Annotated in this window: 22 protein-coding genes; 11 read left to right on the top strand and 11 right to left on the bottom strand. The window is 71.1% G+C overall.

Annotated elements, in window-relative coordinates; all coding sequences use genetic code 11:
- Nucleotides 1–142: 142 nt before the first annotated feature.
- Nucleotides 143–562 (bottom strand): hypothetical protein, encoded by a 420-nt coding sequence (locus tag AB0E91_RS27665; protein WP_361787418.1) that lies wholly within the window; start codon nt 560–562, stop codon nt 143–145.
- Entirely contained in the window at nt 559–1,386 is an 828-nt protein-coding gene (locus AB0E91_RS27660) for an ATP-binding protein (RefSeq protein ID WP_361787416.1), read from the bottom strand. Before AB0E91_RS27660 ends, AB0E91_RS27665 begins: the two co-directional genes overlap by 4 nt.
- Before the next feature lie 248 nt (nt 1,387–1,634).
- On the opposite strand from AB0E91_RS27660, the gene AB0E91_RS27655 reads away from it, so the two are divergent.
- Nucleotides 1,635–2,495: a helix-turn-helix transcriptional regulator gene (locus tag AB0E91_RS27655; RefSeq protein WP_361787413.1), complete on the top strand. Its 861-nt coding sequence runs from the start codon at nt 1,635–1,637 to the stop codon at nt 2,493–2,495.
- On the top strand, nt 2,496–2,750 hold the full coding sequence (locus AB0E91_RS27650; protein WP_361116313.1) for a DUF397 domain-containing protein: 255 nt from the start codon (nt 2,496–2,498) through the stop codon (nt 2,748–2,750).
- Between the two features lie 109 nt (nt 2,751–2,859).
- Here AB0E91_RS27650 and AB0E91_RS27645 read toward each other — a convergent pair whose 3' ends face one another.
- Nucleotides 2,860–4,347 (bottom strand): glutamate synthase subunit beta, encoded by a 1,488-nt coding sequence (locus AB0E91_RS27645; protein ID WP_361787410.1) that lies wholly within the window; start codon nt 4,345–4,347, stop codon nt 2,860–2,862.
- Nucleotides 4,348–4,570: 223 nt separating this feature from the next.
- On the bottom strand, nt 4,571–5,443 hold the full coding sequence (locus tag AB0E91_RS27640; protein WP_361787407.1) for a DUF2293 domain-containing protein: 873 nt from the start codon (nt 5,441–5,443) through the stop codon (nt 4,571–4,573).
- A gap of 295 nt (nt 5,444–5,738) precedes the next feature.
- On the opposite strand from AB0E91_RS27640, the gene AB0E91_RS27635 reads away from it, so the two are divergent.
- Complete coding sequence (locus tag AB0E91_RS27635; protein WP_361787404.1) at nt 5,739–6,371, top strand: uridine kinase; 633 nt, start codon at nt 5,739–5,741, stop codon at nt 6,369–6,371.
- Nucleotides 6,372–6,394: 23 nt separating this feature from the next.
- On the opposite strand, the gene AB0E91_RS27630 is transcribed toward AB0E91_RS27635, so the two are convergent.
- The gene (locus AB0E91_RS27630) at nt 6,395–7,522 is read right to left on the bottom strand and encodes a magnesium and cobalt transport protein CorA (RefSeq protein ID WP_361787401.1); all 1,128 of its coding nucleotides are present in this window, start codon (nt 7,520–7,522) and stop codon (nt 6,395–6,397) included.
- Nucleotides 7,523–7,701: 179 nt separating this feature from the next.
- On the opposite strand from AB0E91_RS27630, the gene AB0E91_RS27625 reads away from it, so the two are divergent.
- On the top strand, nt 7,702–8,496 hold the full coding sequence (locus tag AB0E91_RS27625) for a methyltransferase domain-containing protein (RefSeq protein WP_361787398.1): 795 nt from the start codon (nt 7,702–7,704) through the stop codon (nt 8,494–8,496).
- Between the two features lie 5 nt (nt 8,497–8,501).
- Here the strand turns inward: AB0E91_RS27625 and AB0E91_RS27620 are convergent, their stop codons facing one another.
- The 4 genes from AB0E91_RS27620 to AB0E91_RS27605 form a co-directional block, all read right to left on the bottom strand.
- The gene (locus AB0E91_RS27620) at nt 8,502–9,503 is read right to left on the bottom strand and encodes a sugar kinase (protein ID WP_361787395.1); all 1,002 of its coding nucleotides are present in this window, start codon (nt 9,501–9,503) and stop codon (nt 8,502–8,504) included.
- Complete coding sequence (locus tag AB0E91_RS27615; RefSeq protein WP_361787392.1) at nt 9,488–10,396, bottom strand: pseudouridine-5'-phosphate glycosidase; 909 nt, start codon at nt 10,394–10,396, stop codon at nt 9,488–9,490. Before AB0E91_RS27615 ends, AB0E91_RS27620 begins: the two co-directional genes overlap by 16 nt.
- Before the next feature lie 130 nt (nt 10,397–10,526).
- Entirely contained in the window at nt 10,527–11,081 is a 555-nt protein-coding gene (locus AB0E91_RS27610) for a methylated-DNA--[protein]-cysteine S-methyltransferase (RefSeq protein ID WP_361787389.1), read from the bottom strand.
- Nucleotides 11,082–11,123: 42 nt separating this feature from the next.
- Entirely contained in the window at nt 11,124–11,996 is an 873-nt protein-coding gene (locus AB0E91_RS27605; RefSeq protein ID WP_361787386.1) for a glycerophosphodiester phosphodiesterase family protein, read from the bottom strand.
- A 281-nt stretch (nt 11,997–12,277) separates the two neighbouring features.
- Here AB0E91_RS27605 and AB0E91_RS27600 point away from each other — a divergent pair, with 281 nt between their 5' ends.
- From AB0E91_RS27600 to aroQ, 6 genes are all read left to right on the top strand, one after another.
- Nucleotides 12,278–13,156: an MHYT domain-containing protein gene (locus AB0E91_RS27600; RefSeq protein ID WP_361787383.1), complete on the top strand. Its 879-nt coding sequence runs from the start codon at nt 12,278–12,280 to the stop codon at nt 13,154–13,156.
- A gap of 40 nt (nt 13,157–13,196) precedes the next feature.
- Nucleotides 13,197–15,362, top strand: coding sequence for an excinuclease ABC subunit UvrB (gene uvrB, locus AB0E91_RS27595; RefSeq protein ID WP_361787380.1), 2,166 nt, complete (start codon nt 13,197–13,199; stop codon nt 15,360–15,362).
- Between the two features lie 157 nt (nt 15,363–15,519).
- Nucleotides 15,520–16,098 carry a TerD family protein gene (locus AB0E91_RS27590; protein ID WP_361787377.1) on the top strand — a complete coding sequence of 193 codons (579 nt, stop codon included), beginning with the start codon at nt 15,520–15,522 and terminating at the stop codon, nt 16,096–16,098.
- A gap of 251 nt (nt 16,099–16,349) precedes the next feature.
- The gene (locus AB0E91_RS27585) at nt 16,350–17,354 is read left to right on the top strand and encodes a TerC family protein (RefSeq protein ID WP_361787374.1); all 1,005 of its coding nucleotides are present in this window, start codon (nt 16,350–16,352) and stop codon (nt 17,352–17,354) included.
- 75 nt (nt 17,355–17,429) lie between these two features.
- Nucleotides 17,430–18,530, top strand: a complete 1,101-nt coding sequence (locus tag AB0E91_RS27580) for an ionic transporter y4hA (RefSeq protein WP_361787371.1) — start codon at nt 17,430–17,432, stop codon at nt 18,528–18,530.
- Nucleotides 18,531–18,617: 87 nt separating this feature from the next.
- Nucleotides 18,618–19,091, top strand: a complete 474-nt coding sequence (gene aroQ / locus AB0E91_RS27575; protein WP_361787368.1) for a type II 3-dehydroquinate dehydratase — start codon at nt 18,618–18,620, stop codon at nt 19,089–19,091.
- Nucleotides 19,092–19,112: 21 nt separating this feature from the next.
- Here the strand turns inward: aroQ and AB0E91_RS27570 are convergent, their stop codons facing one another.
- Both AB0E91_RS27570 and AB0E91_RS27565 read right to left on the bottom strand, forming a co-directional pair.
- Complete coding sequence (locus AB0E91_RS27570; RefSeq protein WP_161181430.1) at nt 19,113–19,769, bottom strand: MBL fold metallo-hydrolase; 657 nt, start codon at nt 19,767–19,769, stop codon at nt 19,113–19,115.
- Between the two features lie 60 nt (nt 19,770–19,829).
- The gene (locus tag AB0E91_RS27565) at nt 19,830–20,519 is read right to left on the bottom strand and encodes a maleylpyruvate isomerase family mycothiol-dependent enzyme (RefSeq protein WP_361787364.1); all 690 of its coding nucleotides are present in this window, start codon (nt 20,517–20,519) and stop codon (nt 19,830–19,832) included.
- Nucleotides 20,520–20,742: 223 nt separating this feature from the next.
- Here AB0E91_RS27565 and uvrA point away from each other — a divergent pair, with 223 nt between their 5' ends.
- Entirely contained in the window at nt 20,743–23,796 is a 3,054-nt protein-coding gene (gene uvrA / locus AB0E91_RS27560; RefSeq protein WP_361787361.1) for an excinuclease ABC subunit UvrA, read from the top strand.
- The last annotated feature ends 60 nt before the right edge of the window (nt 23,797–23,856 follow it).

The following is a 23,856-nucleotide window of genomic DNA, read 5'->3' as shown; positions in this document are numbered from 1 at the left end:
GCGGCGCCGTCCGGGGCGGTCCCGCGCGCACGGGGCGCGACGAGGACACGACGGGCGCACGGTGGTGTGGTGCCGTGGCCGGGTGGGCCAAGGGGTGTCGCGAACGCGGCTCCCGTAGAACGCGGCTCCCGTAACGCCCCGGTCAGGCCGAGAGCGGGCGGGACCAGTCCGGCGTCGTGCCCGTCGCCCGGCACAGGGCGAGGTACAGGGGGATCGGTGGGGTGTAGGGGATCGTGCCCTCGGGGCGGTGGAGCAGGCGGGCCGTGGTGGGGACGGGAGCGCCGGTGGCGTAGTGGGCCGGGGAGGGCCAGGACAGGGCGTAGTCGGAGTCGGCGGGGACGATCCACCACCAGTGCGTGCCGTCGGCGTACACGCATCCCACGCGGGGCAGCCGGGGCAGGAGCAGCGCGGCCAGCCGGTCCGGGACCGCCACGGCGTCCATGCCGAGCGGGGTCGTCATACCCTCGGGCAGGACAGGCCGACCGGTCGGTATGGGCAGGTGACGATGACGCCCCAGTCTGACGAGCGTGTCGAGCCCCAGTGGCTGCCCGGTGCCGGTCATGGGACGGCCCACGGCTGGGTCGGCTCCGGCGCCGCCGTCCGTCCCGGCGGTACCGCGCCGAGGCCGGGCCCGGCCCACTGGGCCGGAACCGTCTCGCCGCGCCGGACGGCCGGCCCGGCGGACTCGTCCTCGCCCGGGACGGGGGAGGGGTCCGGCTTGGGGCGTACACCCCAGCCGAGGTCGCAGCGGGGATCACGGGCGGGGGCATGTTCCCGGGTTCCGGCGGGCGCGTCGGCGATGTCGGCGACGTCGTCCGCCGCGGCGTAGGCGTCGAACAGCTCGTCGGCCGTGCCGTACGCCGTGCCGTATGCCTCGTCGGATGCGGATGCCTCCGCGTCGCCCTCCCTGGGCAGCTCCGCCCACACCAGCAGTCCGGGTCCGTGCTGCCGGGTGCCCCAGGCCCGGCACAGCGCGTCGACGAGAAGCAACCCCCTCCCGTGCTCCTCGTCGGGCCGCTGCTGTGCCGGGTGGGGATCGCCGGGCGCGCACCCCTCGTCGCGCACGGCTATGCGCACCACGTCGTCCTGGTCGTGCAGCTCGCACACGACCCGGCTGCTCGCGGTGTGCATGATCGCGTTGGTGACCAGCTCGGACACCACCAGGGCGGCGCTGTCGCATGTGTCCGCGCACACCGACCAGCCCCGCAGCCGGGCGCGCGTCACACGTCTGGCCTCGGCGGAGGACGTCGGATGTGCGGCCAGCTCGAAGCGGAACCGTCGCTTGGCGGCGCCCCTGACCGGGGCTTCTCCGGTGGCGACACCGAGACCGGACCGGTCTGCGGCGGAGTCTGTTCCTAAGGGCGCGGACGGAATCACGCTTGCCACTATCTCCCCGCCGTGAACACTTGGCAAGTGTCACTCTGAAAAATGCAGAGTGCTGTGTGACGCGGTGGAGGGCCGTGGCACACTGCTCGCAACAGCACGTCGCGCGGCGCCAATTGAGACCGTCGTCGATCCGGCCGGATCCACGTACGCGTCTTCGAACGGCGCCGCAGGGCTGTCGGGACACGGTGCCCGGCGCCCCGGCGCTGTCGCGTCTTTTGCCGGAGCGGGATGTCAGTCGGAGGTGGCACGTGAGCGAACCGCGGTCCGCGCCGACCGTGGGTCAGGTGGTCCTCGGCCGACGCCTGCTGGAGCTGCGGGAACGCGCCGGGCTGAAGCGCGAGGAGGCCGCACACGTCCTCCATGTCGCCCCCGCCACCGTGCGCCGGATGGAGATGGCCGAGGTCTCCCTCAAGATCCCGTACCTGCAAGTGCTGCTCAAGTCCTACGGCGTGCCCGACGACGAGGCCGAACTCTTCGTCCGCCTCGCCGAGGACGCCAACAGACCCGGCTGGTGGCAGCGGTTCCACGACATCCTGCCCGGCTGGTTCTCGATGTACGTCAGCCTGGAGGAGGCCGCCTCCCTCATCCGCTCCTACGAACCGCACTTCGTGCCCGGACTGCTCCAGACCGAGGACTACGCGCGCGGAGTGCTCAAGTCGGGCGCCATCGGCCAGACCAGCCCCGACGACATCGAGCGGCACGTCGCCCTGCGGATGCGCCGTCAGGACCTGCTCACCCGGCCGGACGCGCCCCGCTTCTGGGCCGTCATGGACGAGACCGCCCTGCGCCGCCCGGTCGGCGGCCCGGAGGTGATGCGGCGGCAGATCGACAAGTTGCTCGAGGCCACGAAGCTGCCCAACGTGACGCTCCAGGTGGCCCGGTTCGCCGACGGGCCGCACCCGGGCACGTACGGGCCCTTCGTGCTGTTCCGATTCGCCATGTCAGAACTGCCGGACATGGTCTACAGCGAGTACCTGACCGGCGCCGTCTACCTGGACGCGCGCTCCGAGGTGGCGAGCCACCTCGAGGTCATGGACCGCATGGCGGCACAAGCCGCCACGGCACAACGCACGAAGGAGATCCTGCGGGATCTCCGCAAGGAGCTGTGAATGGATCGCATCAATCCGCGCGGTCGTGTCTACAACGGTATGCCCGCACGGGAGCTGGGCAGCGACGGCTGGCACAAGCCGTGGAGCGGTGGCAACGGGGGCAACTGCCTGGAGGCGATGAAGCTCGCCGACGGCCGCGTCGCCGTCCGCCAGTCCACCGACCCGGACGGCCCCGCGTTGATATACACCACGGACGAGATCACCGCCTTCATCGAGGGCGCCAAGGCCGGGGAGGCGGACTTCCTGCTCTCCTGACCACGCTCACTGTTGTTGACTCATGCCCATGCCCTTTGGACCGCCACCGACCTGATCCCTGTCCGGCCCACCATCAACTCCTCTCGGCTATCCCGTTGTTGATGCTCGACTACGCGGTCATCGGTCTGTCGTACGGCGATATCGGCGCCGACAGCCAGGAACCGCCCGTCAGATAGCGGTCCACGGCCGCCGCCACCGACCGTCCCTCCGCTATCGCCCACACGATCAGCGACTGACCACGAGCCGCGTCCCCGGCGGCGAACACGCCGGGGACACCGGTCCCGAAGTCGCCGTCCCGGGCGAGCGTCCCGCGCGGTTCCGTCCGCAGCCCCAGCTGGTCGATCAGCCCGTCCTCCCGGTCCGGCCCGGAGAAGCCGAGCGCCAGCAGCACCAGGTCGGCGGGGAGCGTCCGCCCGGTGCCCGGCAGCGGACTCCGCCGCTCGTCCACCTCGACCAGGTGCAGCGACCGCACATGCCCCTCGGCGTCCCCGGTGAAGCGGAGCGTGGACGCCGCGAACAGCCGCGCGTCCGCGTCCGCCGCCGGTGCCGTCCGCAACTCCCGCGCCTCCTCGTGCGCCGCCGACAGCCGGTAGAGTTTCGGATACGTCGGCCACGGCTCGGCGTCCTCGTCGCGTGCGCCGGGCGGCTGGGCGTAGATGTCGAGCTGGGTCACCGACGCGGCACCCTCGCGCACCGCCGTCCCCAGGCAATCGGCGCCGGTGTCACCGCCGCCCACGATCACCACGTGCCTGCCCTCCGCCGACAGCGGCGAGACCGCCAGGTCACCCTCGCGCACCTTGTTGGCCAGCGGCAGATACTCCATCGCCTGGTGTATCCCGGCCAACTCCCGCCCAGGCACCGCCAGTTCCCGCCACGCCGTCGCGCCCGTCGCGACCACCAGGGCGTCGTACCGCGCCCGCAGCTCCGTCGCCGGTACATCCCGCCCGACCGTCACCGACGTACGGAACCGGGTGCCCTCTGCCTCCATCTGCTCCAGCCGCCGCTCCAGTTGCCGCTTCTCCATCTTGAACTCGGGGATGCCGTACCGCATCAGACCGCCGATCCGGTCGTCCTTCTCGTACACCGCGACCGTGTGCCCGGCCCGCGTCAGCTGCTGTGCCGCCGCCAGCCCGGCCGGACCCGAACCGATCACCGCCACGGTCTTCCCCGACAGCCGCTCCGGCGGCCGGGGCGGCACGAAGCCCTCCTCCCAGGCCCGCTCCGCGATCGCGCACTCGACGTTCTTGATGGTGACCGCCGGCTGGTTGATCGCGAGCACACATCCCGCCTCGCACGGCGCCGGACACAACCGGCCGGTGAACTCCGGGAAGTTGTTCGTCGCGTGCAGCCGGTCGCTCGCCGCCCGCCAGTCCGCCCGCGCCACCAGGTCGTTCCACTCCGGGATCAGATTGCCCAGCGGACAGGCCTCGTGGCAGAACGGCACCCCGCAGTCCATGCAACGGTCGGCCTGCGCGCCGATGATCGGCAACAGCGCCCCCGGGACGTAGACCTCGGCCCAGTCCCGTGCCCGTTCCTCGACGGACCGCCGCGGCCATTCCTCGCGCTGGGTGGTCATGAACCCCTTGGGATCGGCCATCGGCGTATTCCTCGTGTACGGATACCGGCGGGCTGGGGGTACCTGGGGTACGACGGGCCGTGCGTCATCGGGCTCGGGTCACTCGGCGGTCGCCCGGCGCTGGTGCGACACTGCCCCGGAGCGCTCGCCCGGGACTCTTCCGGCCACGATACGTCGCGCCCGACGCCCGCGCAGAGCGGCGGACCTCGCCTTTCACCGAGCCGCGTCGCCCTCCCGCAGGGGTTCATCCGATCACCTCTCCTCTCCCTTCTCTCGTCCTGTTCGCCGGTCCGGCTCCTCCGCGGCGATGTCCGGCGGCCGGAGCGCGCAGCGGGCGTCCGCCCCACCCCCGCACCACCTCCCGCACGGTCTCCGCGATCCGCTCCCTGGCCTCCCACCTCGGAACACCGCTCATGATCAACCGGTCGTACGGCGTGTCCATGTGCCGCACCGAGGCCACGACCGCCGAGGTCACCGCCTCCTCGGACAGCGCCCGCCCCGCCGCGCTCCGCCCGACCCGTCCACTGCCCCGCGCTCCCGCGTGGGCCGCGATGGCCAGGGCCCGCTCGGCGGGACACCCCGGGAACAGCCGCCGCACCTCCGCCGCGAAGTCCGCCACGAACCGCTCGTCCTCCACCGCCCTGCGGCCCGCGTCCCGCGCCCGCCGCCGCCGTCTGGCCTCGGCGTCGGCCAGGCAGCGGGCCTCGGCACGGGCCAGCGCGGCCTCCTCCACCAGCACCCCCTGCCGCTCGTACCGGCTTCTGCGCCGGTTGAACCGCACCACCACCGCCCACAACCCGCTCTCCTCCCGCGACCTCCGCGTCAGCGCGGCGTCACCCCGCGGCAGGAACACCAGATGCCCGAGGTCCGCACAGTCCAGGCAACGGGGCATCCCCTCCTCCAGCACGAGCAACGACAACGGTCCGCCCCGACACTCCGCACACCGCTTGTGCCGCAGCGGCTGGACCACGACGAGACCGCCCAGGGCCGCGAGGGCGTCCGGAGAGCCGGGACCGTTCGGGGAGCCGTGGCCGTCCGGGGGTGCGAGCCCGTCCGGGGAGCCGGGGGCGACTTCCTCGGGCGAACCGGAGGGCGGGGGAGCGGCGGAGCGTGCCATACGCGGTTCATTCCCCCTGGCGGAGCCCCCGTCCCGTGCCGGACCACCCGGAATTCGGCCGTACCGCCGGGCGCCTGTCCGGCATCCGCCCGGTTTCCGCCCGACACCCGTCCGGTTTCCCCCGGCATCCGTCCAGTGCCCGCCCGGCACCCGTGCGGTTCCCGCTCCCGTGCCCCGCCGGTCCCTGTCGTCCCGTCGGCACCGGTCGCGCCCCCACCAGGCACCCGACCGGCGCGACCAGGCAACCGCCCGGCGGGACCGGCATCCGTCCGCCAGGACCCGGCATCATGGGCCCGTGCGACTCGAAGCGATCACCTGGGACCGGCTGGCGGAGCGGCTCGCCGAGCGGATCAGCGGTCTGGAGCCCGCCGACGGGAGCGCCTGGACGCGGGTGGGTTTCGACGGGGCGCCGGCGGCGCGGCCGGGAGACCTCGCGGAGCGGGTCGCGGAGGCGCTGCGGGTACGTGGACGACCCTCGCTCGTCGTCGGTACCGAGGGCTTCCTGCGCCCGGCCTCGCTGCGTCTCGAACACGGACGGCGTGACGAGGAGTCGTACTACAGCGGCTGGTTCGACACGGGCGCGCTGTGGCGCGAGGTCTTCGGACCGTTGGACCCCGGTGGCGACGGGCGGGTGCTGCCGGACCTGTGGGACGCGGACACCGACCGTGCCACCCGCAGCCCGTACGTCCGACTACCGCCCGGTGCGGTGCTGTTGATGCATGGGCCCCTCCTTCTGCGTCACTGGTTCCCCTTCGACCTGACCGTCCACCTCCTTCTCTCTCCGGGCGCCCTGCGCCGCCGCACCCCGGAGGACGGCCACTGGACGCTCCCCGCCTTCGCCCGCTACGAGACGGAGACCGACCCCGCCGGCACGGCCGACGTCCTGGTGCGCGCCGACGACCCGCGGCACCCCGCCTGGAACGGCTGACCGGCCGGAGGCCCCGGCGGGCGTCAGAGCCAGCCGTTGCGCCGGAAGCCCCGGTAGACCACCGCACAGAACAGTGCGGTCACGGACATGACGAGCGGATAGCCGTACCGCCAGTCCAGCTCCGGCATGTGCTCGAAGTTCATGCCGTACACACCGCACACCATCGTCGGCACGGCGATCACCGCCGCCCAGGCCGTGATCTTCCGCATGTCCTCGTTCTGCGCGACCGTCACCTGCGCCAGATGCGCCTGGAGGATCGAGTTGAGCAGTTCGTCGAAGGCGGCGATCTGGTCCCTGGCCCGTATCAAGTGGTCCAGCACGTCCCGGAAGTACGCCTGGATCTCCGGGTCCACCACGCGTATCGGCCGGGTCGCCAGATCCTCCAGTGGCCGCCCGAGCGGCACCACCGCCCGCTTCAGCTCCAGGAGTTCGCGCTTCATCTGGTAGATCCGGCCTGGGTCCGTCCGCGCGCCGTTCTCCGCGAACACGTCCGTCTCGACCAGGTCGATGTCCGCCTGCACCGCGTCCGTGACGTTCAGATACTCGTCCACGACATGGTCCGCGATGGCGTACAGCACCGCCGCCGGACCCTTCGCGAGCTGCTCGGGCCGTGATTCCAGCTCCTCCCGCAGGGGACCGAGCGAGCCGTGCCGGCCATGCCGGACCGTGACGACGAAGTCCTCGCCGAGGAACACCATGATCTCGCCGGTGTCCACGACCTCGCTGGTCGCCGTCAGCTGTTCGTGCTCCACGTAACAGACCGTTTTGAAGACCGCGAACAGTGTCTCCCCGTACCGCTCCAGCTTCGGGCGCTGATGGGCCTCCACCGCGTCCTCCACCGCCAGCGGATGCAGGTCGAACAGCTCGGCGATACCGGCGAACTCCTGGGCCGTGGGCTCGTGCAGTCCCAGCCAGACGAAGCCCTCCCCGCTCTTGCGGACCCTCCGCACCGCGTCCACCAGATCGGGGGCACCGGACACCCGGACACCGTCCTGGTACGTCACGCAGTTGACCACCGAGGAACCGAGGGGTGACCTGGCCGGATGGCTCAGGTCGACCCGGGGACGCCGTCTGGCCAGCCGTGCCACCTTGCGCAGGCCGCCGACCCCGCTCAGCCCCGTGACCCTCCGCAGATTGCCCGCCATGGTCATCTGGATCTCCTTGCCCTGGATCTCCTCACGTGGCGCTTTCGCGCCGTGCCCGGCCAGTGTGCCAGTCCTGCGACGAGCGCGGAAAAGCCTGTGGGAATGGGGAGTTCCGCTTTGTTCCCGCCTGTGGACAATGGGACGCCGACGGACGGGAAACCGCTGGTTGCTGGAATGATCACGACATGACGCGACCCGACGGATACCTGCTGGACAACCGCCGGACGGAGGCGCAGGAACGCTTCGACGCCTTCGCCTCCCTCTTCGATCCCACGACCTTCCGCCACCTCGAACGCCTCGGCATCGGCCCCGGTCAGCGCTGCTGGGAGGTCGGGGCGGGCGGCACCTCGGTCGTGTCCTGGCTGGCCAGGAAGGTCGGTCTCACCGGCGAGGTCGTCGCCACCGACATCGACACCACCCGGCTCACCGCCGCGGCCCGGCCCCCGGTCCGGGTGCTGGTCCACGACGTGGGCGCCGAGGAGCCGCCCGGACAGCGCTTCGACCTGGTGCACGCCCGGCTGGTCCTCGTCCACGTCCCCGACCGGGAACGGGCGTTGCGCTCGATGATCGACGCGCTCAAGCCGGGCGGCCACCTGCTCGTCGAGGACGCCGACCCCGCCCTGCAGCCCCTCCTCTGCCCCGACGAGTACGGCCCCGAGCAGGAGCTGGCGAACCGGCTGCGCCAGGGCTTCCGCACCCTGCTCGCCGGACGCGGCGCCGACCTCTCCTACGGCCGCAAGCTCCCGCGCCTGCTCCGCGACGCCGGACTGCGCGAGGTCGAGGCCGACGCGTACTTCCCCGTCACCTCACCCGCCTGCACCGCCCTGGAGTCCGCCACCGTCCGGCAGATCCGCGACCGGCTCGTCGCGGTGGGGATCGCCACCGACGAGGAGATCGACCGGCACCTGGCCAACGTGGAGTCGGGCGGCATGGACCTCGCCACGGCCCCGATGATCTCGGCGTGGGGCCGCAAGGCCTGACGCCCTCACGGGCCGGGCGCGGGCGCGGCGGGGTCCGGCCGGTGCGCCTCGTACCGACCGGGTGCGCTCGTGCCCTCCGTACCCGGTCCCGGATACGGAGGCCGGCCTCCCACCCGCTCCACCGCCCGCGCCCCGGACCGGCACCCCCGCTCCGCCGCCTCCTCGACGGACGCGCCCGCGACCAGGGCGGCGAGGAACGCGCCGGTGAACGCGTCACCGGCGCCCGTGGTGTCCCGAGGCGTCGCCGGAACGGCCGGAATCCGCTTCCGGACCGAGCCCGACCGGGCCACCAGCGCCCCGTCCGCCCCCGACTTGGCCACCACGACCGGGACCACCCCGCTCAACTCGGCCGCCGCGTCCGCCCAGTCGGGCCGGCCGGTCAGCAGACACGCCTCGTCCCGGCTGGGCAGCAGCACGTCGAGCCCTCGCGCGAACGCGAGGAACCGGTCCACGCCGAGTTCCGCGAGGAAGCCCGCCGAGGCCGGGTCGAGGCTGACCGGCACCCCACGCGCGCGTGCCGCGGTAAGCGCCGCCCGCGCCAGCGCCCGGCTCGACTCCGCGAACAGCAGATAGCCCGACAGATGCAGTCGGCCGACGCCGTCGAGCAACGCGTCCGACCAGTCGGCGGGTTCGAGCCGCAGCGAGGCGCCGCTGCACGTGAGGAACGTGCGCTCGGCCGCCGCCCCGGCGTCGACCAGGCAGATCACGGTGCCGGTAGGCGCCGCCGGATCGACCACCAGCCGGGGCCGCACCCCGGCCGCGCGCAGCTCCCGCTCGTGCCACCCCGCCGCGTCCGCGCCGACCCGCGCCAGGAGCCGTACGTCGGCACAGCCCGCGTGGGCGGCCCAGCAGGCCACGTTGGCGCCCGCGCCGCCCGGCAGCGTGCGGATCACGGCGGCGGTGTCGGTGCCGGTCGCGAGCGGTCCCGGGTGCCGGGCCACGACGTCGGTGATCACATCACCGACGACCAGCAGGCCGCCGGCCGGGCCGGTCACTTCCCGGTCCACGCCACGGCGATCCGCGCCGCCAGTCGCACATTGCCGCGCACCGCCGCCAGGTTGGCCCGCAGCGACGCCCCGTCCGTGTGCCGGACCAGATAGCCCAGCAGGAACGGTGTGACCGCCTGGCCGGTGACGCCCTCCCGCTCGCACGCGTCCAGCGCATCCGCGAGCACGCGCGCGTGCAGGCCGGGATCGAGCTGCTGCTCCGGCGGGACCGGGTTGGCGACGAGCAGCGCCGACTCCTGCGCGCCGAGCGCGTCCTGTGCCCGCATCACCTCGGCCACCTGCTCCGGGCCGTCGAGCGTCCAGTCCACCGGGAAGCCGGAGTCCGACAGGTAGAAGCCGGGGAACCGGTCCGTGCGGTAACCGGCGACGCTGACGCCCAGCGTCTCCAGACGCTCCAGCGTCGCCGGTACGTCCAGGACCGACTTCACCCCCGCGCACACCACAGTGATCCGGGTGCGGGCCAGCAGGCCCAGGTCCGCCGACTCGTCCTGGGTGAGCGTCCACTGCCGGTGCACTCCGCCGAGACCTCCGGTGGCGAACACGCGGATGCCCGCCAGCGCCGCGAGCCGGGCCGTCGCCGATACCGTCGTGGCGCCGCTCGCCCCGGTGGCGACCGCCAGGGGCAGATCGCGGTGGCTCAGCTTCCTGATCCCGTCCTCCCCGGCGACCCGCTCCAACTCGTCCTTGGTGAGGCCGATGCGGGCGCGCCCGTCCAGCACGGCGACGGTCGCGGGCACGGCGCCCTCCCGGCGCACCGCGTCCTCCAGTTCCAGACCGACCCGCAGATTGTCCGGGCGGGGCAGACCGTGCGCGATGATCGTCGATTCCAGGGCCACCACGGGCCGTCCGGCGGACATCGCCTCCCGGACTTCCTCCGACATCACCAGCACCATGTGCCCGCCTCCCGTCAGTCGGTCCCCACTCCCTTTCTGGCGGGCGGGGCGCCCGGCTAAACAGAGCCGGGGTGTCCGGCCGGCCGGAATCCCGGGTGCCCGACCGGAGGCAATCCTGCGCGCGGGCCCGTCAGAACAGTGGTTCCGGCAGCACGCCCTCCAGCGCGAGCAACTGGCGCTTGGTCTCCAGACCGCCTCCGAATCCGCCGATGCCGCCGTCCCTCTCGACCACCCGGTGGCACGGGACGACCACGGGCAGCGGGTTGGCGCCCATCGCCGCGCCCACCGCCTGCGCCCCGCCTGGCTGGCCGACCCGGCCCGCCAGGTCGCCGTAGCCCACCACCGTGCCGTAGGGGACGCCGGAGGCCAGCTCGCGCAGCACCTCGCGGTTGAAGCCGGAGATCAGCGACCAGTCCAGGGGCAGGTCGAAGTCGCGGCGCTCACCCGCGAGATACGCCTGGACCTGCCGTATCGCCTCCACCAGCAGCGGGGCGTCCGGGTCCTCCACGGGCTCGGCGCCCAGCCGGGCCGTCAGCCGCTCACGGACGCGTTCGCTGATCGCGTCCGTGGCGTGGAAGACGACGTTGACCAGTCCCTGGCGGGTCGCCGCCAGCATCAGCGGGCCGATGCCGGTGTCCACGACGGTCCACACGACCCGCTGCTCGTCCTGCCCATGGCTGTCCATGCGCCCACCGTACGACCCGGCACTGACAACGCCCCTCGCCGCTCAGTTCGCGCTCAGCGCCGCCCGTACCACGTCGGGCTTGTTGGTGATCACACCGTTCACGCCGTAGGCCCTGACCTTGCGGGCCGTGGCCGCGTCGTTCACCGTCCAGGCGAAGACCCGCAGCGGCTTGCCGTGCGCTCCGATGAAGGCGTGCACGGTGGAGACGTAGCTGGTGGAGAGGGTGCCGTGGGAGGGGTTGATCAGGTCGACGTAACGGGCGTACCCGCTGATCCTGGTCACCGCCGGGCGGCCCAGCAGGGCGGTGGTGACGGCGGGCTTGAGCTGGTGCACCTCGCGCACGCTGTCCGCGCTGAAGCTCTGCACGATCAGCCGCTTCAGATGCGCCCGGTCCAGCCAGCCCTCGTTGCCCAGGGTCTTCAGGATCTGCCGCTCGATGCCGGGGTACAGCTCGGGGTTCTTGACCTCCAGGAGCAGCTTCTCGTGGTTGTGCTCGACGCGACGCATGTACTGCTCCAGCGTCGGCACGCGCGTGCCCGTGTACGCGCGGGAGTACCAACTGCCCGCGTCCAGGCGGGCGATCTCGGCGGCGGTGAAGTCCTTCACCTTCCAGGGCGCGCGGTGCGGGAAGACCTTCTCGACATTGGTGGTGCGCGCCAGGTTGTCGTCGTGGATGACGACAAGGCGGCCGTCCTTGGTGCGCTGCACGTCGTTCTCGACCCAGGTGAAGCCCAGCTTCGCGGCCTTGTCGATGGAGGCCAGGGTGTTCTCGGGCGCGTACGCGGAGGCGCCCCGGTGAGCGATCACCGTGGGCTGGACCGCGGTCCGGACCGGCCGCGTGTCGGAGGCGGGGGCCAGCAGGACCGCCGTTCCCAGGGCCGCGGTGACCACGGTGGCGACTGCGTGCGCGTGCATGGGTACTCCTCACGTCCAGCGAACACCGACAGCTCCAGGGTGACAGCAGAGCGTCAACGGCACGCGTGCGCAGAAGGATCACAGGATGAACGGAGTGGGCCAACCGTGCACACCGCTGCCGCACAAGTGGGGTAAGGCCGTGATTCTTTGCCGGATAATCATTCGACCATTCCGGTGGCGGTCATACTCTCTGCGTCAATCCCGACCGCCTGCCGCGGTCCTGGGCCAGGGGAGTGTTCCGGGTGTTCCGGATACACGTTTGGGCGGAAGGGCAGCCGCGGATGCAGGGCACGGTCGACGGCTTCGACTACGGGGTGGTCACCCCTCTTGCGGGCTATCTGATGGCGTGCCTCGGCGGCGCCCTCGGACTGCGCTGTGTGGCACGGTCCCTGCTGGTCACACGCGTGTGGCGGTCCGCGTGGCTGGCGCTCGGGTCGGTCGCGATCGGCTCCGGCATCTGGACCATGCACTTCATCGCCATGATGGGCTTCTCCATCGCCGGGACGCCGCTCCGCTTCGACGGCCCCATGACCTGGGCGAGCCTCGGACTCGCCGTCGTCATGGTCGGCGTCGGGATCTTCATCGTCGGTTACCGGGGTACCGACCGCACCTCGCTCGTCACCGGCGGCACGATCACCGGTCTGGGCGTCGCTTCAATGCACTACCTCGGCATGGCGGCGGTCCGCTTCGGCGGGCACTTCGCCTACAACACGCTCACCGTGGCCGCCTCCGTCGTTATCGCCGTCGCAGCCGCCACGACTGCCCTGTGGGCCGCCGGACGTGTCCGGGGCCTCGCGGGCAGCGTCGGCGCGAGCCTCCTCCTGGGCCTCGCCGTCACCGGCATGCACTACACCGGCATGGCCGCCCTCGGCGTCCACCTGCACCACACCGCCCACGCCACCCCGCCCGGCGCGCCTGCCGAGGCGCTCCTGCCGATCCTCGTCGGACCGCTCGCCCTGCTGCTCCTCGCGGGCGTCGTCGTCATCTTCGACCCGCTGATGGTCAAGGGCGGACAGGGCCGCCCGGCCACCGAGTCCAAACCGGGTGTCCCGGCCGCCACCATCGCCTCCCACCAGCACCTTCGCGCGCCGCACCGGCCCGCCCGCCTGCCCGTCGGCCATGCCGGGGCGCAGGGCTCCCGGGCCCCGCGCGGCCACTGACCCGGGCCCGTTGTCAGTGGGGGGTCGTACGGTGGATGCCATGCGGCCCGTTTCCCAGATCGAACGCACGGTGGCGCCCTTCGAGGTCGTCAGCCCCTACCAGCCCAGCGGCGACCAGCCGGCGGCCATCGCCGACCTGGCCAAGCGCATCGAGGCCGGGGAGAAGGACGTCGTCCTGCTCGGCGCGACCGGCACCGGCAAGTCCGCCACCACGGCGTGGATGATCGAGAAGCTCCAGCGCCCCACCCTCGTGATGGCGCCGAACAAGACACTGGCCGCCCAGCTGGCCAACGAGTTCCGCGAGCTCCTGCCGAACAACGCGGTCGAATACTTCGTCTCGTACTACGACTACTACCAGCCCGAGGCGTACGTCCCGCAGTCGGACACCTACATCGAGAAGGACTCCTCGATCAACGAGGAGGTCGAGCGCCTGCGCCACTCGGCGACGAACTCCCTGCTCACCCGACGTGACGTGATCGTGGTCGCCTCGGTGTCCTGCATCTACGGCCTCGGCACCCCGCAGGAGTACGTGGACCGCATGGTCCCGCTGCGCGTGGGCGACGAGATCGACCGCGACGAGCTGCTGCGTCGCTTCGTCGACATCCAGTACACGCGCAACGACATGGCCTTCACCCGCGGCACCTTCCGCGTGCGCGGCGACACCATCGAGATCTTCCCGGTCTACGAGGAACTGGCCGTCCGGATCGAGATGTTCGGGGACGAGATCGAGGCGCTGTCCACGCTCCACCCCGTCACCGGCGAGATCATCACCGACGACCAGCAGCTCTACGTCTTCCCGGCCTCGCACTACATCGCCGGTCCGGAGCGCCTGGAGCGGGCGGTCAACGACATCGAGAAGGAGCTCGTCGAGCGTCTGTCGGAGCTGGAGAAGCAGGGCAAGCTCCTGGAGGCCCAGCGGCTGCGGATGCGCACCACCTACGACATCGAGATGCTCCGCCAGATCGGCAGCTGCTCCGGCGTCGAGAACTACTCGATGCACTTCGACGGTCGGCTCCCCGGCTCCGCGCCCAACACCCTGCTGGACTACTTCCCGGACGACTTCCTGCTCGTCATCGACGAGTCCCACGTCACGGTCCCGCAGATCGGCGCCATGTACGAGGGCGACGCCTCCCGCAAGCGCACCCTGGTCGACCACGGCTTCCGGCTGCCCTCCGCGCTGGACAACCGCCCGCTGAAGTGGGAGGAGTTCCAGAAGCGTGTCGGCCAGACCGTCTACCTGTCCGCGACCCCGGGCGCCTACGAACTCTCCCGCGGCGACGGTGTCGTGGAGCAGATCATCCGACCGACCGGACTGGTCGACCCCGAGGTGGTGGTCAAGCCCACCGAGGGCCAGATCGACGACCTGGTGCACGAGATCCGCGAGCGCACCGAGAAGGACGAGCGCGTCCTGGTCACCACCCTCACCAAGAAGATGGCCGAGGACCTCACCGACTACTTCCTGGAACTCGGTATCCAGGTGCGCTACCTGCACAGCGACGTGGACACCCTGCGCCGCGTGGAGCTGCTGCGCGAGCTGCGGGCCGGCGAGTTCGACGTCCTGGTCGGCATCAACCTCCTGCGCGAGGGCCTGGACCTGCCCGAGGTGTCCCTCGTGGCCATCCTCGACGCCGACAAGGAGGGCTTCCTGCGCTCGGGGACCTCGCTGATCCAGACCATCGGCCGCGCGGCGCGCAACGTCTCCGGCCAGGTCCACATGTACGCCGACAAGATCACCCCGGCGATGGCGAAGGCCATCGACGAGACCAACCGGCGCCGTGAGAAGCAGGTCGCCTACAACAAGGCCAACGGCATCGACCCGCAGCCGCTGCGCAAGAAGATCAACGACATCGTCGCGCAGATCGCCCGCGAAGAGGTGGACACCGAGCAGCTGCTCGGCTCGGGCTACCGCAAGCAGAAGGACGGCAAGCCGGCCAAGGCGCCCGTGCCGTCGCTCGGCGGCAAGGCGGCGAAGAACGCCAAGGACGCCGACACCAAGGCCGCGAAGTCCACGAAGGCCGGGCGGGGCAAGGCCGCCGCGCCGACCGACCGTCCGGCGGCCGAGCTGGCGGAGCAGATCGAGGAGATGACCGAGCGGATGCGCGCCGCGGCCGCCGAGCTGAAGTTCGAGATCGCCGCCCGGCTGCGCGACGAGGTCTCCGAGATGAAGAAGGAGCTGCGCCAGATGCGGGAGGCGGGCCTCGCCTGACCCTCCGAACGCGGTCCGGCCCCCGCCCGCGTGCGATGTGTTGCAACACCGACACAAAGCGCGGGGCGGGGGTCGGCACGTCCGGTGCCCCTGCGTAGGGTTCCTGACAACCGCGTGACACGCGGCAACAGGGGAAACGCCGAGAGGGGAATCAGCCGTGTCCGTCAACTTGTCCAAGGGCCAGGCCATCAGTCTGGAGAAGCAGGACGGGGCCAGCCTGACCGCGGTCCGCATGGGCCTCGGCTGGCAGGCGGCCAAGCGGCGCGGCCTGTTCGGCTCGCGCACCCGCGAGATCGACCTGGACGCCTCGGCGGTCCTCTTCGCCGAGAAGCAGCCGGTCGACGTCGTCTTCTTCCGTCACCTCGTGAGCGACGACGGCTCCGTCCGGCACACCGGGGACAACCTGGTCGGCGGCGTCGGCCACGGCGGGGACGACGAGGCCGTCCTCGTGGACCTCCAGCGCGTCCCGGCCCACATCGACCAGATCGTGTTCACGGTGAACTCGTTCTCGGGCCAGACCTTCCAGGAGGTGGAGAACGCCTTCTGCCGTCTGGTCGACGAGACCAACGGTCAGGAGCTGGCCCGCTACACGCTGGCGGGCGGCGGCGAGTACACCGCCCAGATCATGGCCAAGGTCCACCGCGCGGGCCAGGGCTGGAAGCTGACGGCGCTCGGCGAGCCGGCCCGGGGCCGCACCTTCCAGGACCTGATGCCGACGATCCTGCCGCACCTGTAGAGGGAGACATGATCAAGCAATGGCAAAGGGGGCTTGACCTGCTGACTTGATCTTTATTTTACCTTTCTCTTTACTGTTCCTTGGGTATTGGGGTACTGTCGTCCGTACGGAGGGGAGTACTCCTCATCGCGGCGCACCCGTCAGTACGGACCCGAATGGTCCCGGGGCGTCGGCCCGTACAGCGGGTGGAAGAGACCTCCGGCAGCAGCGACAAGCTGATGTGTTTGCCGTTACCCCATGCCGGAGGTGCAGTGGAAGTCTCCGTGACCCTTTGGGTCCTCACCATCGCGGGCCTCGCCGCGCTGATCGCCGTCGATTTCTTCATCGGCCGCAAGCCGCACGAGGTCTCCATCAAGGAAGCGGGCATCTGGACGGCCGTCTGGATCGCCCTGGCCGGACTCTTCGGCCTCGGCCTGTTCGTCTTCGGCGGCGGCCGCCCGGCCGGAGAGTTCTTCGCCGGCTTCATCACCGAGAAGTCGCTGAGCGTCGACAACCTCTTCGTCTTCGTCCTGATCATGGCGAAGTTCGCCGTCCCCAAGCAGTACCAGCAGCGCGTTCTGCTCATCGGCGTGCTCATAGCCCTGGTCCTGCGGGCGATCTTCATCGCCGCCGGAGCCGCGATCATCGCCAGCTTCTCGTGGGTGTTCTTCCTCTTCGGCGCCTTCCTGATCTGGACCGCCTGGAAGCTCGTCCAGGACGCCCGGTCCGACCAGGAGGACGAGGAGTACGAGGAGAACAAGCTCCTGAAGGCGGCCGAGCACAGGTTCGGCGTGGCCGACCGGTACCACGGCACCAAGCTCTGGATCCAGCAGAACGGCAAGCGGGTCATGACCCCGATGCTGGTCGTGATGCTGGCCATCGGCACCACCGACGTGCTCTTCGCGCTGGACTCGATCCCCGCGATCTTCGGCCTGACCCAGGATCCGTACATCGTCTTCACCGCCAACGCCTTCGCCCTGATGGGTCTGCGGCAGCTGTACTTCCTCATAGGCGGCCTGCTGAGCAAGCTGGTGCACCTGTCCTACGGCCTGTCGATCATCCTCGGCTTCATCGGCGTCAAGCTGGTGCTGCACGCCCTGCACGAGTCCGGGGTCCACGTCCCGGAGATCAGCATCCCGGTCTCCCTCGGCGTGATCTGCGGCGTCCTGATCGTCACCACGGTCACCAGCCTGCTCGCGACCCGCAAGCAGGCGGCCCTGGAGGCGGCCGAGGGCAAGGGCGACAAGGACCAGGCGAAGGCCGACGTGGACGCCTGACCCCGGAGCGGCACCCGGAGCGATGCCCGGCAGAGACGGAATGCGAAGCGTGCCCGTCTCTGCCAGCATCGCTGCATGATCACTCGGCTCAGGTCGCTCGCCGCACGGTGGACGCTCCTCGTGCCGGTGCTCGCGATCGTCCTGCTGGCCCTCACCTGGGGGCGCGAGCTGCCCGTGGGGTTCGTCGCGCTGATCACCCTGGTACTCGCCGGGGCCGTCCTCGCCGCCGTGCACCACGCGGAGGTCGTCGCCCACCGGGTCGGCGAACCCTTCGGCTCCCTGGTGCTGGCCGTCGCCGTGACGATCATCGAAGTGGCGCTGATCGTCACCCTCATGATCGACGGGGGAGAGAAGGGTTCCACCCTGGCCCGGGACACCGTCTTCGCCGCCGTGATGATCACCTGCAACGGCATCCTCGGCCTCTGCCTCCTGGTCGCCTCGCTGCACCACGGCACGGCGGTGTTCAACCCCGAGGGCACCGGAGCGGCCCTCGCGACGGTGGCGACCCTGGCCACGCTCAGCCTCGTCCTGCCGACGTTCACCACCAGCAAGCCCGGCCCCGAGTTCTCCAGCGTGCAACTGTCGTTCGCCGCGCTGTCCTCGCTCATCCTCTACGGCCTGTTCGTGGCCACCCAGACCGTGCGGCACCGCGACTACTTCCTCCCGGTCACCCGGGAGGGCGAGATCATCGCCGCCGACCGGCACGCCGAGCCCCCGACCGCCCGCCGCGCCTGGATCAGCCTCGGTCTGCTCGGCCTCGCACTGGTGGGAGTGGTCGGCCTGGCCAAGGGGGTCTCGCCCACCATCGAGTCCGCGGTGGAGCGGGCGGGGCTGCACCATGCGGTCGTCGGCGTGATCATCGCCCTGCTCGTGCTGCTGCCCGAGACGATCGCCGCCCTGCGCGCCGCCCGCCGCGACCGCGTGCAGACCAGCCTCAACCTCGCGCTCGGCTCCGCCATGGCCAGCATCGGCCTGACCATCCCCGCCGTCGCCCTGGCCTCCTTCTGGCTGCCCGGCCCGCTCGTGCTGGGCCTCGGCTCCACGCACATGCTGCTGCTCGCGCTGACCGTGATCGTCGGCACCCTGACGGTCGTACCCGGCCGCGCCACCCCGCTCCAGGGCGGCGTCCACCTGGTCGTGTTCGCGGCCTACCTGGAGCTGGCGGTCAATCCGTAGCCGTCCGGCACCGCCCCAAGCCGCCGTGATAGACCGGTCCGACGAGCGGTCGTGGACGTACCGCACCCCTTACGGACCGGAGGAACCGTGCCCCGCACCCTGGCCAGCGCCCCGATCATGATTCTCAACGGGCCCAATCTGAATCTCCTCGGCCAGCGGCAGCCCGAGATCTACGGCAAGGACACGCTCGCCGACGTGGAGGCGATGTGCGTCGCGGCGGCGGCGGGGTACGGCGGCACCGTGGACTTCCGGCAGTCCAACCACGAGGGCGAACTGGTGGACTGGATCCACGAGGCACGGCTCGGCCACGCCGGGATCGTCATCAACCCCGCCGCCTACTCCCACACCTCGGTCGCGATCCTGGACGCGCTCAACACCTGCGACGGGATGCCCGTCGTCGAGGTGCACATCTCCAACATCCACCAGCGCGAGTCGTTCCGGCACCACTCGTACGTCTCGCTGCGCGCCGACGGTGTGATCGCGGGCTGCGGAGTGCAGGGTTACGTCTTCGCGGTCGAGCGGGTGGCCACGCTGGCCGGGGCGGCGCGGGCGGACGCGTAGCGGGCGCGGCAGGGCGCCGTCTCACCAGCCGCGCGCGTGCCACTCCGGCAGGTGCGGGCGCTCGGCGCCCAGGGTGGTGTCGTCGCCGTGACCGGGGTAGACCCAGGTCTCGTCGGGCAGCACGTCGAAGATCTTCGTCTCCACGTCGTGGATGAGGCTCGCGAACGCCTCGGGGTCCTGGTGCGTGTTGCCGACGCCGCCCGGGAAGAGGCAGTCGCCCGTGAAGACGTGCGGGTGGCCGTGCGGGTCGTCGTAGACCAGGGCGATGGAGCCGGGGGTGTGGCCGACGAGGTGGCGGGCGGTGAGTTCCACCTGTCCCACGCGGATGACGTCGCCGTCGTCCACCAGGACGTCCGTGGTGACCGGGATGCCGGGGGCGTCCTCGCGGCCGGCGTAGGTGCGCGCGCCCGTGGCGGCGGTGACGTCGGCGAGGGCCTGCCAGTGGTCGCCGTGCTGATGCGTGGTGACGACGGACGCGATGCCGTCGTCACCGATCGTGCCGAGGAGCGAGGGCGCGTCGTTGGCCGCGTCGATCAGCAGTTGCTCGTCGGTGGCCCGGCAGCGCAGCAGATAGGCGTTGTTGTTCATCGGGCCGACCGCGATCTTCGTGATCATCAGGTCTTTGAGCTCGTGCACGTCGGCCGGCCCGCCGACCTTGACCTCGCCGCTGTACGTCATGGTGATCAGCCTATAGCGGGGGAGCGTGCGGCGGGGCGCCGAGGAACGGGAGCCGGGACCTCAGAGCGGGGGCAGTTCGGGCAGCGCCCCGCCCCGGACCGTCAGCGCGGAGCCGTCGCGGCGGCCGGAGAGCCAGCCGAGCAGCTCGGCGGCCGGTCCCTCGACCGTGACCGGACCGCCCGGGGCGCCGCCGCCGGTCGTCCGGGTCCGTCCCGTGTCGGAGACCAGAACCGTCGACGGCACGTCCGTGTGCCCCGTGAACCGCTCCGTGAGGAAGTCGGTCTCCCGCTCGGTGAACTCCGCCGGGAGGTCCTCCAGCTCGTAGCCGGTCCCGAGGTCCACGTGGTGCAGCTCGACCTCGGCCCACCGCCGGAACGGCACCCGGGCCGCGATGTCGGTGACGCCGTTGCGCAGCTCCACGACGCGATTCCGGTCCGCCGGGGCCCCGGCCGTGCGCCGGAACCGGTCGGCGCTCTCGCGCAGGTCGTCGAGCTGGGCGGCGGGCGGCCGCGGGGCGTCGCGGTTGATGTCGGCGTCGCGGGTCGCGGCGTCGGTGTACATGGGGCGGCCATCGAGGACGTTCACGAGGGCGTCGGCGTTCCGGGAGAGATGGGCGAGGACGTGTCCGCGACTCCAGCCGGGAAGCCGTGACGGCTCGGCCAGTGACGCGTTGTCCAGTCCGGCGGCATCGCTCAGGAGCCGTTCCGTCGCCGCGTGTACACATGCCAGGTCATGAGCATCGTCGATCATGCGCCGAACCCTAGCCCCGCCACTCCTTCGGGTGAAGGTGGCGAACCTGGCCCGGTAATCGAAAGCGCGTGCTATATCGTCGTGAGTGGCGCCGGGCATGTTCAGGGCCCCGAGGTTGTTGTGCAACAGGGAATCCGACCGGCGTTGTCAGTGGCTCCCCCTAGCCTGGAAGAGCACGGGGGCCCCGCCCCTGTCACTTCTCTCAAGAAAGGTGCGGACCGGCGTGGCCGACCGTCTCATCGTCCGTGGCGCGCGCGAGCACAACCTGAAGAATGTCTCGCTCGACCTGCCGCGTGACGCACTCATCGTCTTCACGGGCCTGTCCGGGTCGGGCAAGTCCTCCCTGGCCTTCGACACGATCTTCGCCGAGGGCCAGCGTCGCTACGTGGAGTCGCTCTCCTCGTACGCCCGGCAGTTCCTCGGCCAGATGGACAAGCCCGACGTCGACTTCATCGAGGGCCTCTCCCCGGCCGTCTCCATCGACCAGAAGTCGACCTCCCGCAACCCCCGCTCCACGGTCGGCACCATCACCGAGGTCTACGACTACCTGCGCCTGCTCTTCGCGCGCGTGGGCAAGCCGCACTGCCCCGAGTGCGGCCGTCCGATCGCGCGCCAGTCGCCGCAGGCCATCGTGGACAAGGTCCTGGAGCTGCCCGAGGGCAGCCGCTTCCAGGTCCTCTCCCCGCTGGTGCGCGAGCGCAAGGGCGAGTTCGTGGACCTCTTCGCCGAGCTCCAGACCAAGGGCTACTCCCGCGCGCGGGTGGACGGCGAGACCATCCAGCTCTCCGAGCCGCCGACCCTGAAGAAGCAGGAGAAGCACACCATCGAGGTGGTCGTCGACCGCCTCACGGTGAAGGACTCTGCCAAGCGCCGCCTCACCGACTCCGTGGAGACCGCCCTCGGCCTGTCCGGCGGCATGGTCGTGCTCGACTTCGTGGACCTCCCCGAGGACGACCCCGAGCGCGAGCGCATGTACTCGGAGCATCTGTACTGCGCGTACGACGACCTCTCCTTCGAGGAGCTGGAGCCCCGCTCCTTCTCCTTCAACTCGCCGTTCGGCGCCTGCCCCGAGTGCACCGGCATCGGCACCCGCATGGAGGTCGACCCGGAGCTGATCGTCCCGGACGAGGAGAAGTCCCTCGACGAGGGCGCGATCCACCCCTGGTCGCACGGCCACACCAAGGACTACTTCGGCCGTCTGGTCGGCGCCCTCGCGGAGTCGCTCGGCTTCCGCACCGACATCCCGTTCGCCGGGCTGCCGCAGCGGGCCAAGAAGGCCCTGTTGTACGGCCACAAGACCCAGATCGAGGTGCGCTACCGCAACCGGTACGGCCGCGAGCGGCGCTACACCACGCCCTTCGAGGGCGCTGTGCCCTTCGTGAAGCGGCGGCACAGCGAGGCCGAGAGCGACTCCAGCCGTGAGCGCTTCGAGGGCTACATGCGCGAGGTGCCCTGCCCCTCCTGCGAGGGCACGCGGCTGAAGCCGATCGTCCTCGCGGTCACGATCATGGGGAAGTCGATCGCCGAGGTCTCGGGCATGTCGATCAGCGACTGCGCGGACTTCCTGGGCGAGCTGAAGCTGAACGCCCGCGACAAGAAGATCGCGGAGCGGGTGCTGAAGGAGGTCAACGAGCGGCTGCGGTTCCTGGTCGACGTCGGCCTGGACTACCTCTCGCTCAACCGCGCGGCGGGCACCCTGTCCGGCGGCGAGGCCCAGCGCATCCGCCTGGCCACCCAGATCGGCTCCGGCCTGGTCGGCGTGCTCTACGTCCTGGACGAACCGTCCATCGGTCTGCACCAGCGGGACAACCACCGGCTGATCGAGACCCTGGTCCGGCTGCGCGACATGGGCAACACGCTCATCGTGGTCGAGCACGACGAGGACACCATCAAGGTCGCCGACTGGATCGTGGACATCGGCCCCGGCGCCGGTGAGCACGGCGGCAAGGTCGTGCACAGCGGTGACCTCAAGGAACTGCTCGCCAACCCCGAGTCGCAGACCGGGCAGTACCTCTCGGGCCGCAAGGCCATCCCGCTCCCGGACATCCGCCGCCCGATCGACCCGGGCCGGCAGCTCGTCGTGCGCGGCGCCCGCGAGAACAACCTGCGGGACATCGACGTGGCCTTCCCGCTGGGCGTGTTCACGGCCGTCACGGGCGTGTCCGGCTCCGGCAAGTCCACGCTGGTCAACGACATCCTCTACACCCACCTGGCCCGCGAGCTGAACGGCGCGCGCAACGTCCCCGGACGGCACACGCGCGTGGACGGCGACGACCTGGTGGACAAGGTCGTGCACGTCGACCAGTCGCCCATCGGCCGCACCCCCCGGTCCAACCCGGCGACGTACACCGGCGTCTTCGACCACGTCCGCAGGCTCTTCGCGGAGACCACCGAGGCGAAGGTCCGGGGCTACCTGCCCGGCCGCTTCTCCTTCAACGTCAAGGGCGGCCGCTGCGAGAACTGCGCGGGCGACGGCACGATCAAGATCGAGATGAACTTCCTCCCGGACGTGTACGTCCCGTGCGAGGTCTGCCACGGCGCCCGGTACAACCGGGAGACCCTGGAGGTCCACTACAAGGGCAAGTCCATCGCCGACGTGCTGAACATGCCGATCGAGGAGGCGACCGAGTTCTTCGAGGCCGTCCCCGCGATCTCCCGGCATCTGCGCACCCTGAAGGACGTCGGCCTCGGCTACGTCCGGCTGGGCCAGTCCGCCACCACCCTGTCCGGCGGTGAGGCGCAGCGCGTCAAGCTCGCCAGCGAGCTCCAGAAGCGCTCCACCGGCCGCACGGTCTACGTCCTGGACGAGCCGACCACCGGTCTGCACTTCGAGGACATCAGCAAGCTGCTGAAGGTGCTCTCCGGCCTGGTGGACAAGGGCAACTCGGTCATCGTCATCGAGCACAACCTCGATGTGATCAAGACCGCCGACTGGCTCATCGACATGGGCCCGGAGGGCGGCGCCGGAGGCGGCATCGTGGTCGCCGAGGGCACGCCCGAGGAGGTCGCGGCGGTTCCGGCCAGCCACACCGGCAAGTTCCTGCGCGAGGTCCTGGGCGCCGACCGGATCAGCGACGCGGAGCCGGTCAAGAAGCGCGCCACGACGGCTCGCAAGACGGCCAAGACGGTGGCCGCGAAGAAGGCCACGACCGCCACGACGGCGACCGCCAAGGTCAACAGCACCGCCACCAAGAAGGCGGCCGCGGCCAAGAAGACCACGGCGGCGACGAAGAAGACGGCGGCCGCGACGAAGACGACGCGGGCCCGCAAGGCCTGACGCCTGCTGGCTGACGGTTCGTCAGAAAACGGTGCCCCCGGGAAACTTTTCCGGGGGCAC

Origin of the sequence: Streptomyces sp. NPDC026659 (assembly GCF_040638245.1) — a bacterium.
Lineage (GTDB): Bacteria > Actinomycetota > Actinomycetes > Streptomycetales > Streptomycetaceae > Streptomyces.
This window is presented reverse-complemented; position numbering and strand designations above follow the sequence as displayed.

Excerpts from the sequence above, each read along its gene's own strand:
- AB0E91_RS27665 (WP_361787418.1), bottom strand. The coding sequence starts at position 562 with ATGACCGGCACCGGGCAGCCACTGGGGCTCGACACGCTCGTCAGACTG.
- AB0E91_RS27650 (WP_361116313.1), top strand. The coding sequence starts at position 2,496 with ATGGATCGCATCAATCCGCGCGGTCGTGTCTACAACGGTATGCCCGCA.
- AB0E91_RS27645 (WP_361787410.1), bottom strand. The coding sequence starts at position 4,347 with ATGGCCGATCCCAAGGGGTTCATGACCACCCAGCGCGAGGAATGGCCG.
- AB0E91_RS27640 (WP_361787407.1), bottom strand. The coding sequence starts at position 5,443 with ATGGCACGCTCCGCCGCTCCCCCGCCCTCCGGTTCGCCCGAGGAAGTC.
- AB0E91_RS27630 (WP_361787401.1), bottom strand. The coding sequence starts at position 7,522 with ATGACCATGGCGGGCAATCTGCGGAGGGTCACGGGGCTGAGCGGGGTC.
- AB0E91_RS27625 (WP_361787398.1), top strand. The coding sequence starts at position 7,702 with ATGACGCGACCCGACGGATACCTGCTGGACAACCGCCGGACGGAGGCG.
- AB0E91_RS27615 (WP_361787392.1), bottom strand. The coding sequence starts at position 10,396 with ATGGTGCTGGTGATGTCGGAGGAAGTCCGGGAGGCGATGTCCGCCGGA.
- AB0E91_RS27610 (WP_361787389.1), bottom strand. The coding sequence starts at position 11,081 with ATGGACAGCCATGGGCAGGACGAGCAGCGGGTCGTGTGGACCGTCGTG.
- AB0E91_RS27605 (WP_361787386.1), bottom strand. The coding sequence starts at position 11,996 with ATGCACGCGCACGCAGTCGCCACCGTGGTCACCGCGGCCCTGGGAACG.
- AB0E91_RS27600 (WP_361787383.1), top strand. The coding sequence starts at position 12,278 with ATGCAGGGCACGGTCGACGGCTTCGACTACGGGGTGGTCACCCCTCTT.
- uvrB (WP_361787380.1), top strand. The coding sequence starts at position 13,197 with ATGCGGCCCGTTTCCCAGATCGAACGCACGGTGGCGCCCTTCGAGGTC.
- AB0E91_RS27580 (WP_361787371.1), top strand. The coding sequence starts at position 17,430 with ATGATCACTCGGCTCAGGTCGCTCGCCGCACGGTGGACGCTCCTCGTG.
- AB0E91_RS27570 (WP_161181430.1), bottom strand. The coding sequence starts at position 19,769 with ATGACGTACAGCGGCGAGGTCAAGGTCGGCGGGCCGGCCGACGTGCAC.
- AB0E91_RS27565 (WP_361787364.1), bottom strand. The coding sequence starts at position 20,519 with ATGATCGACGATGCTCATGACCTGGCATGTGTACACGCGGCGACGGAA.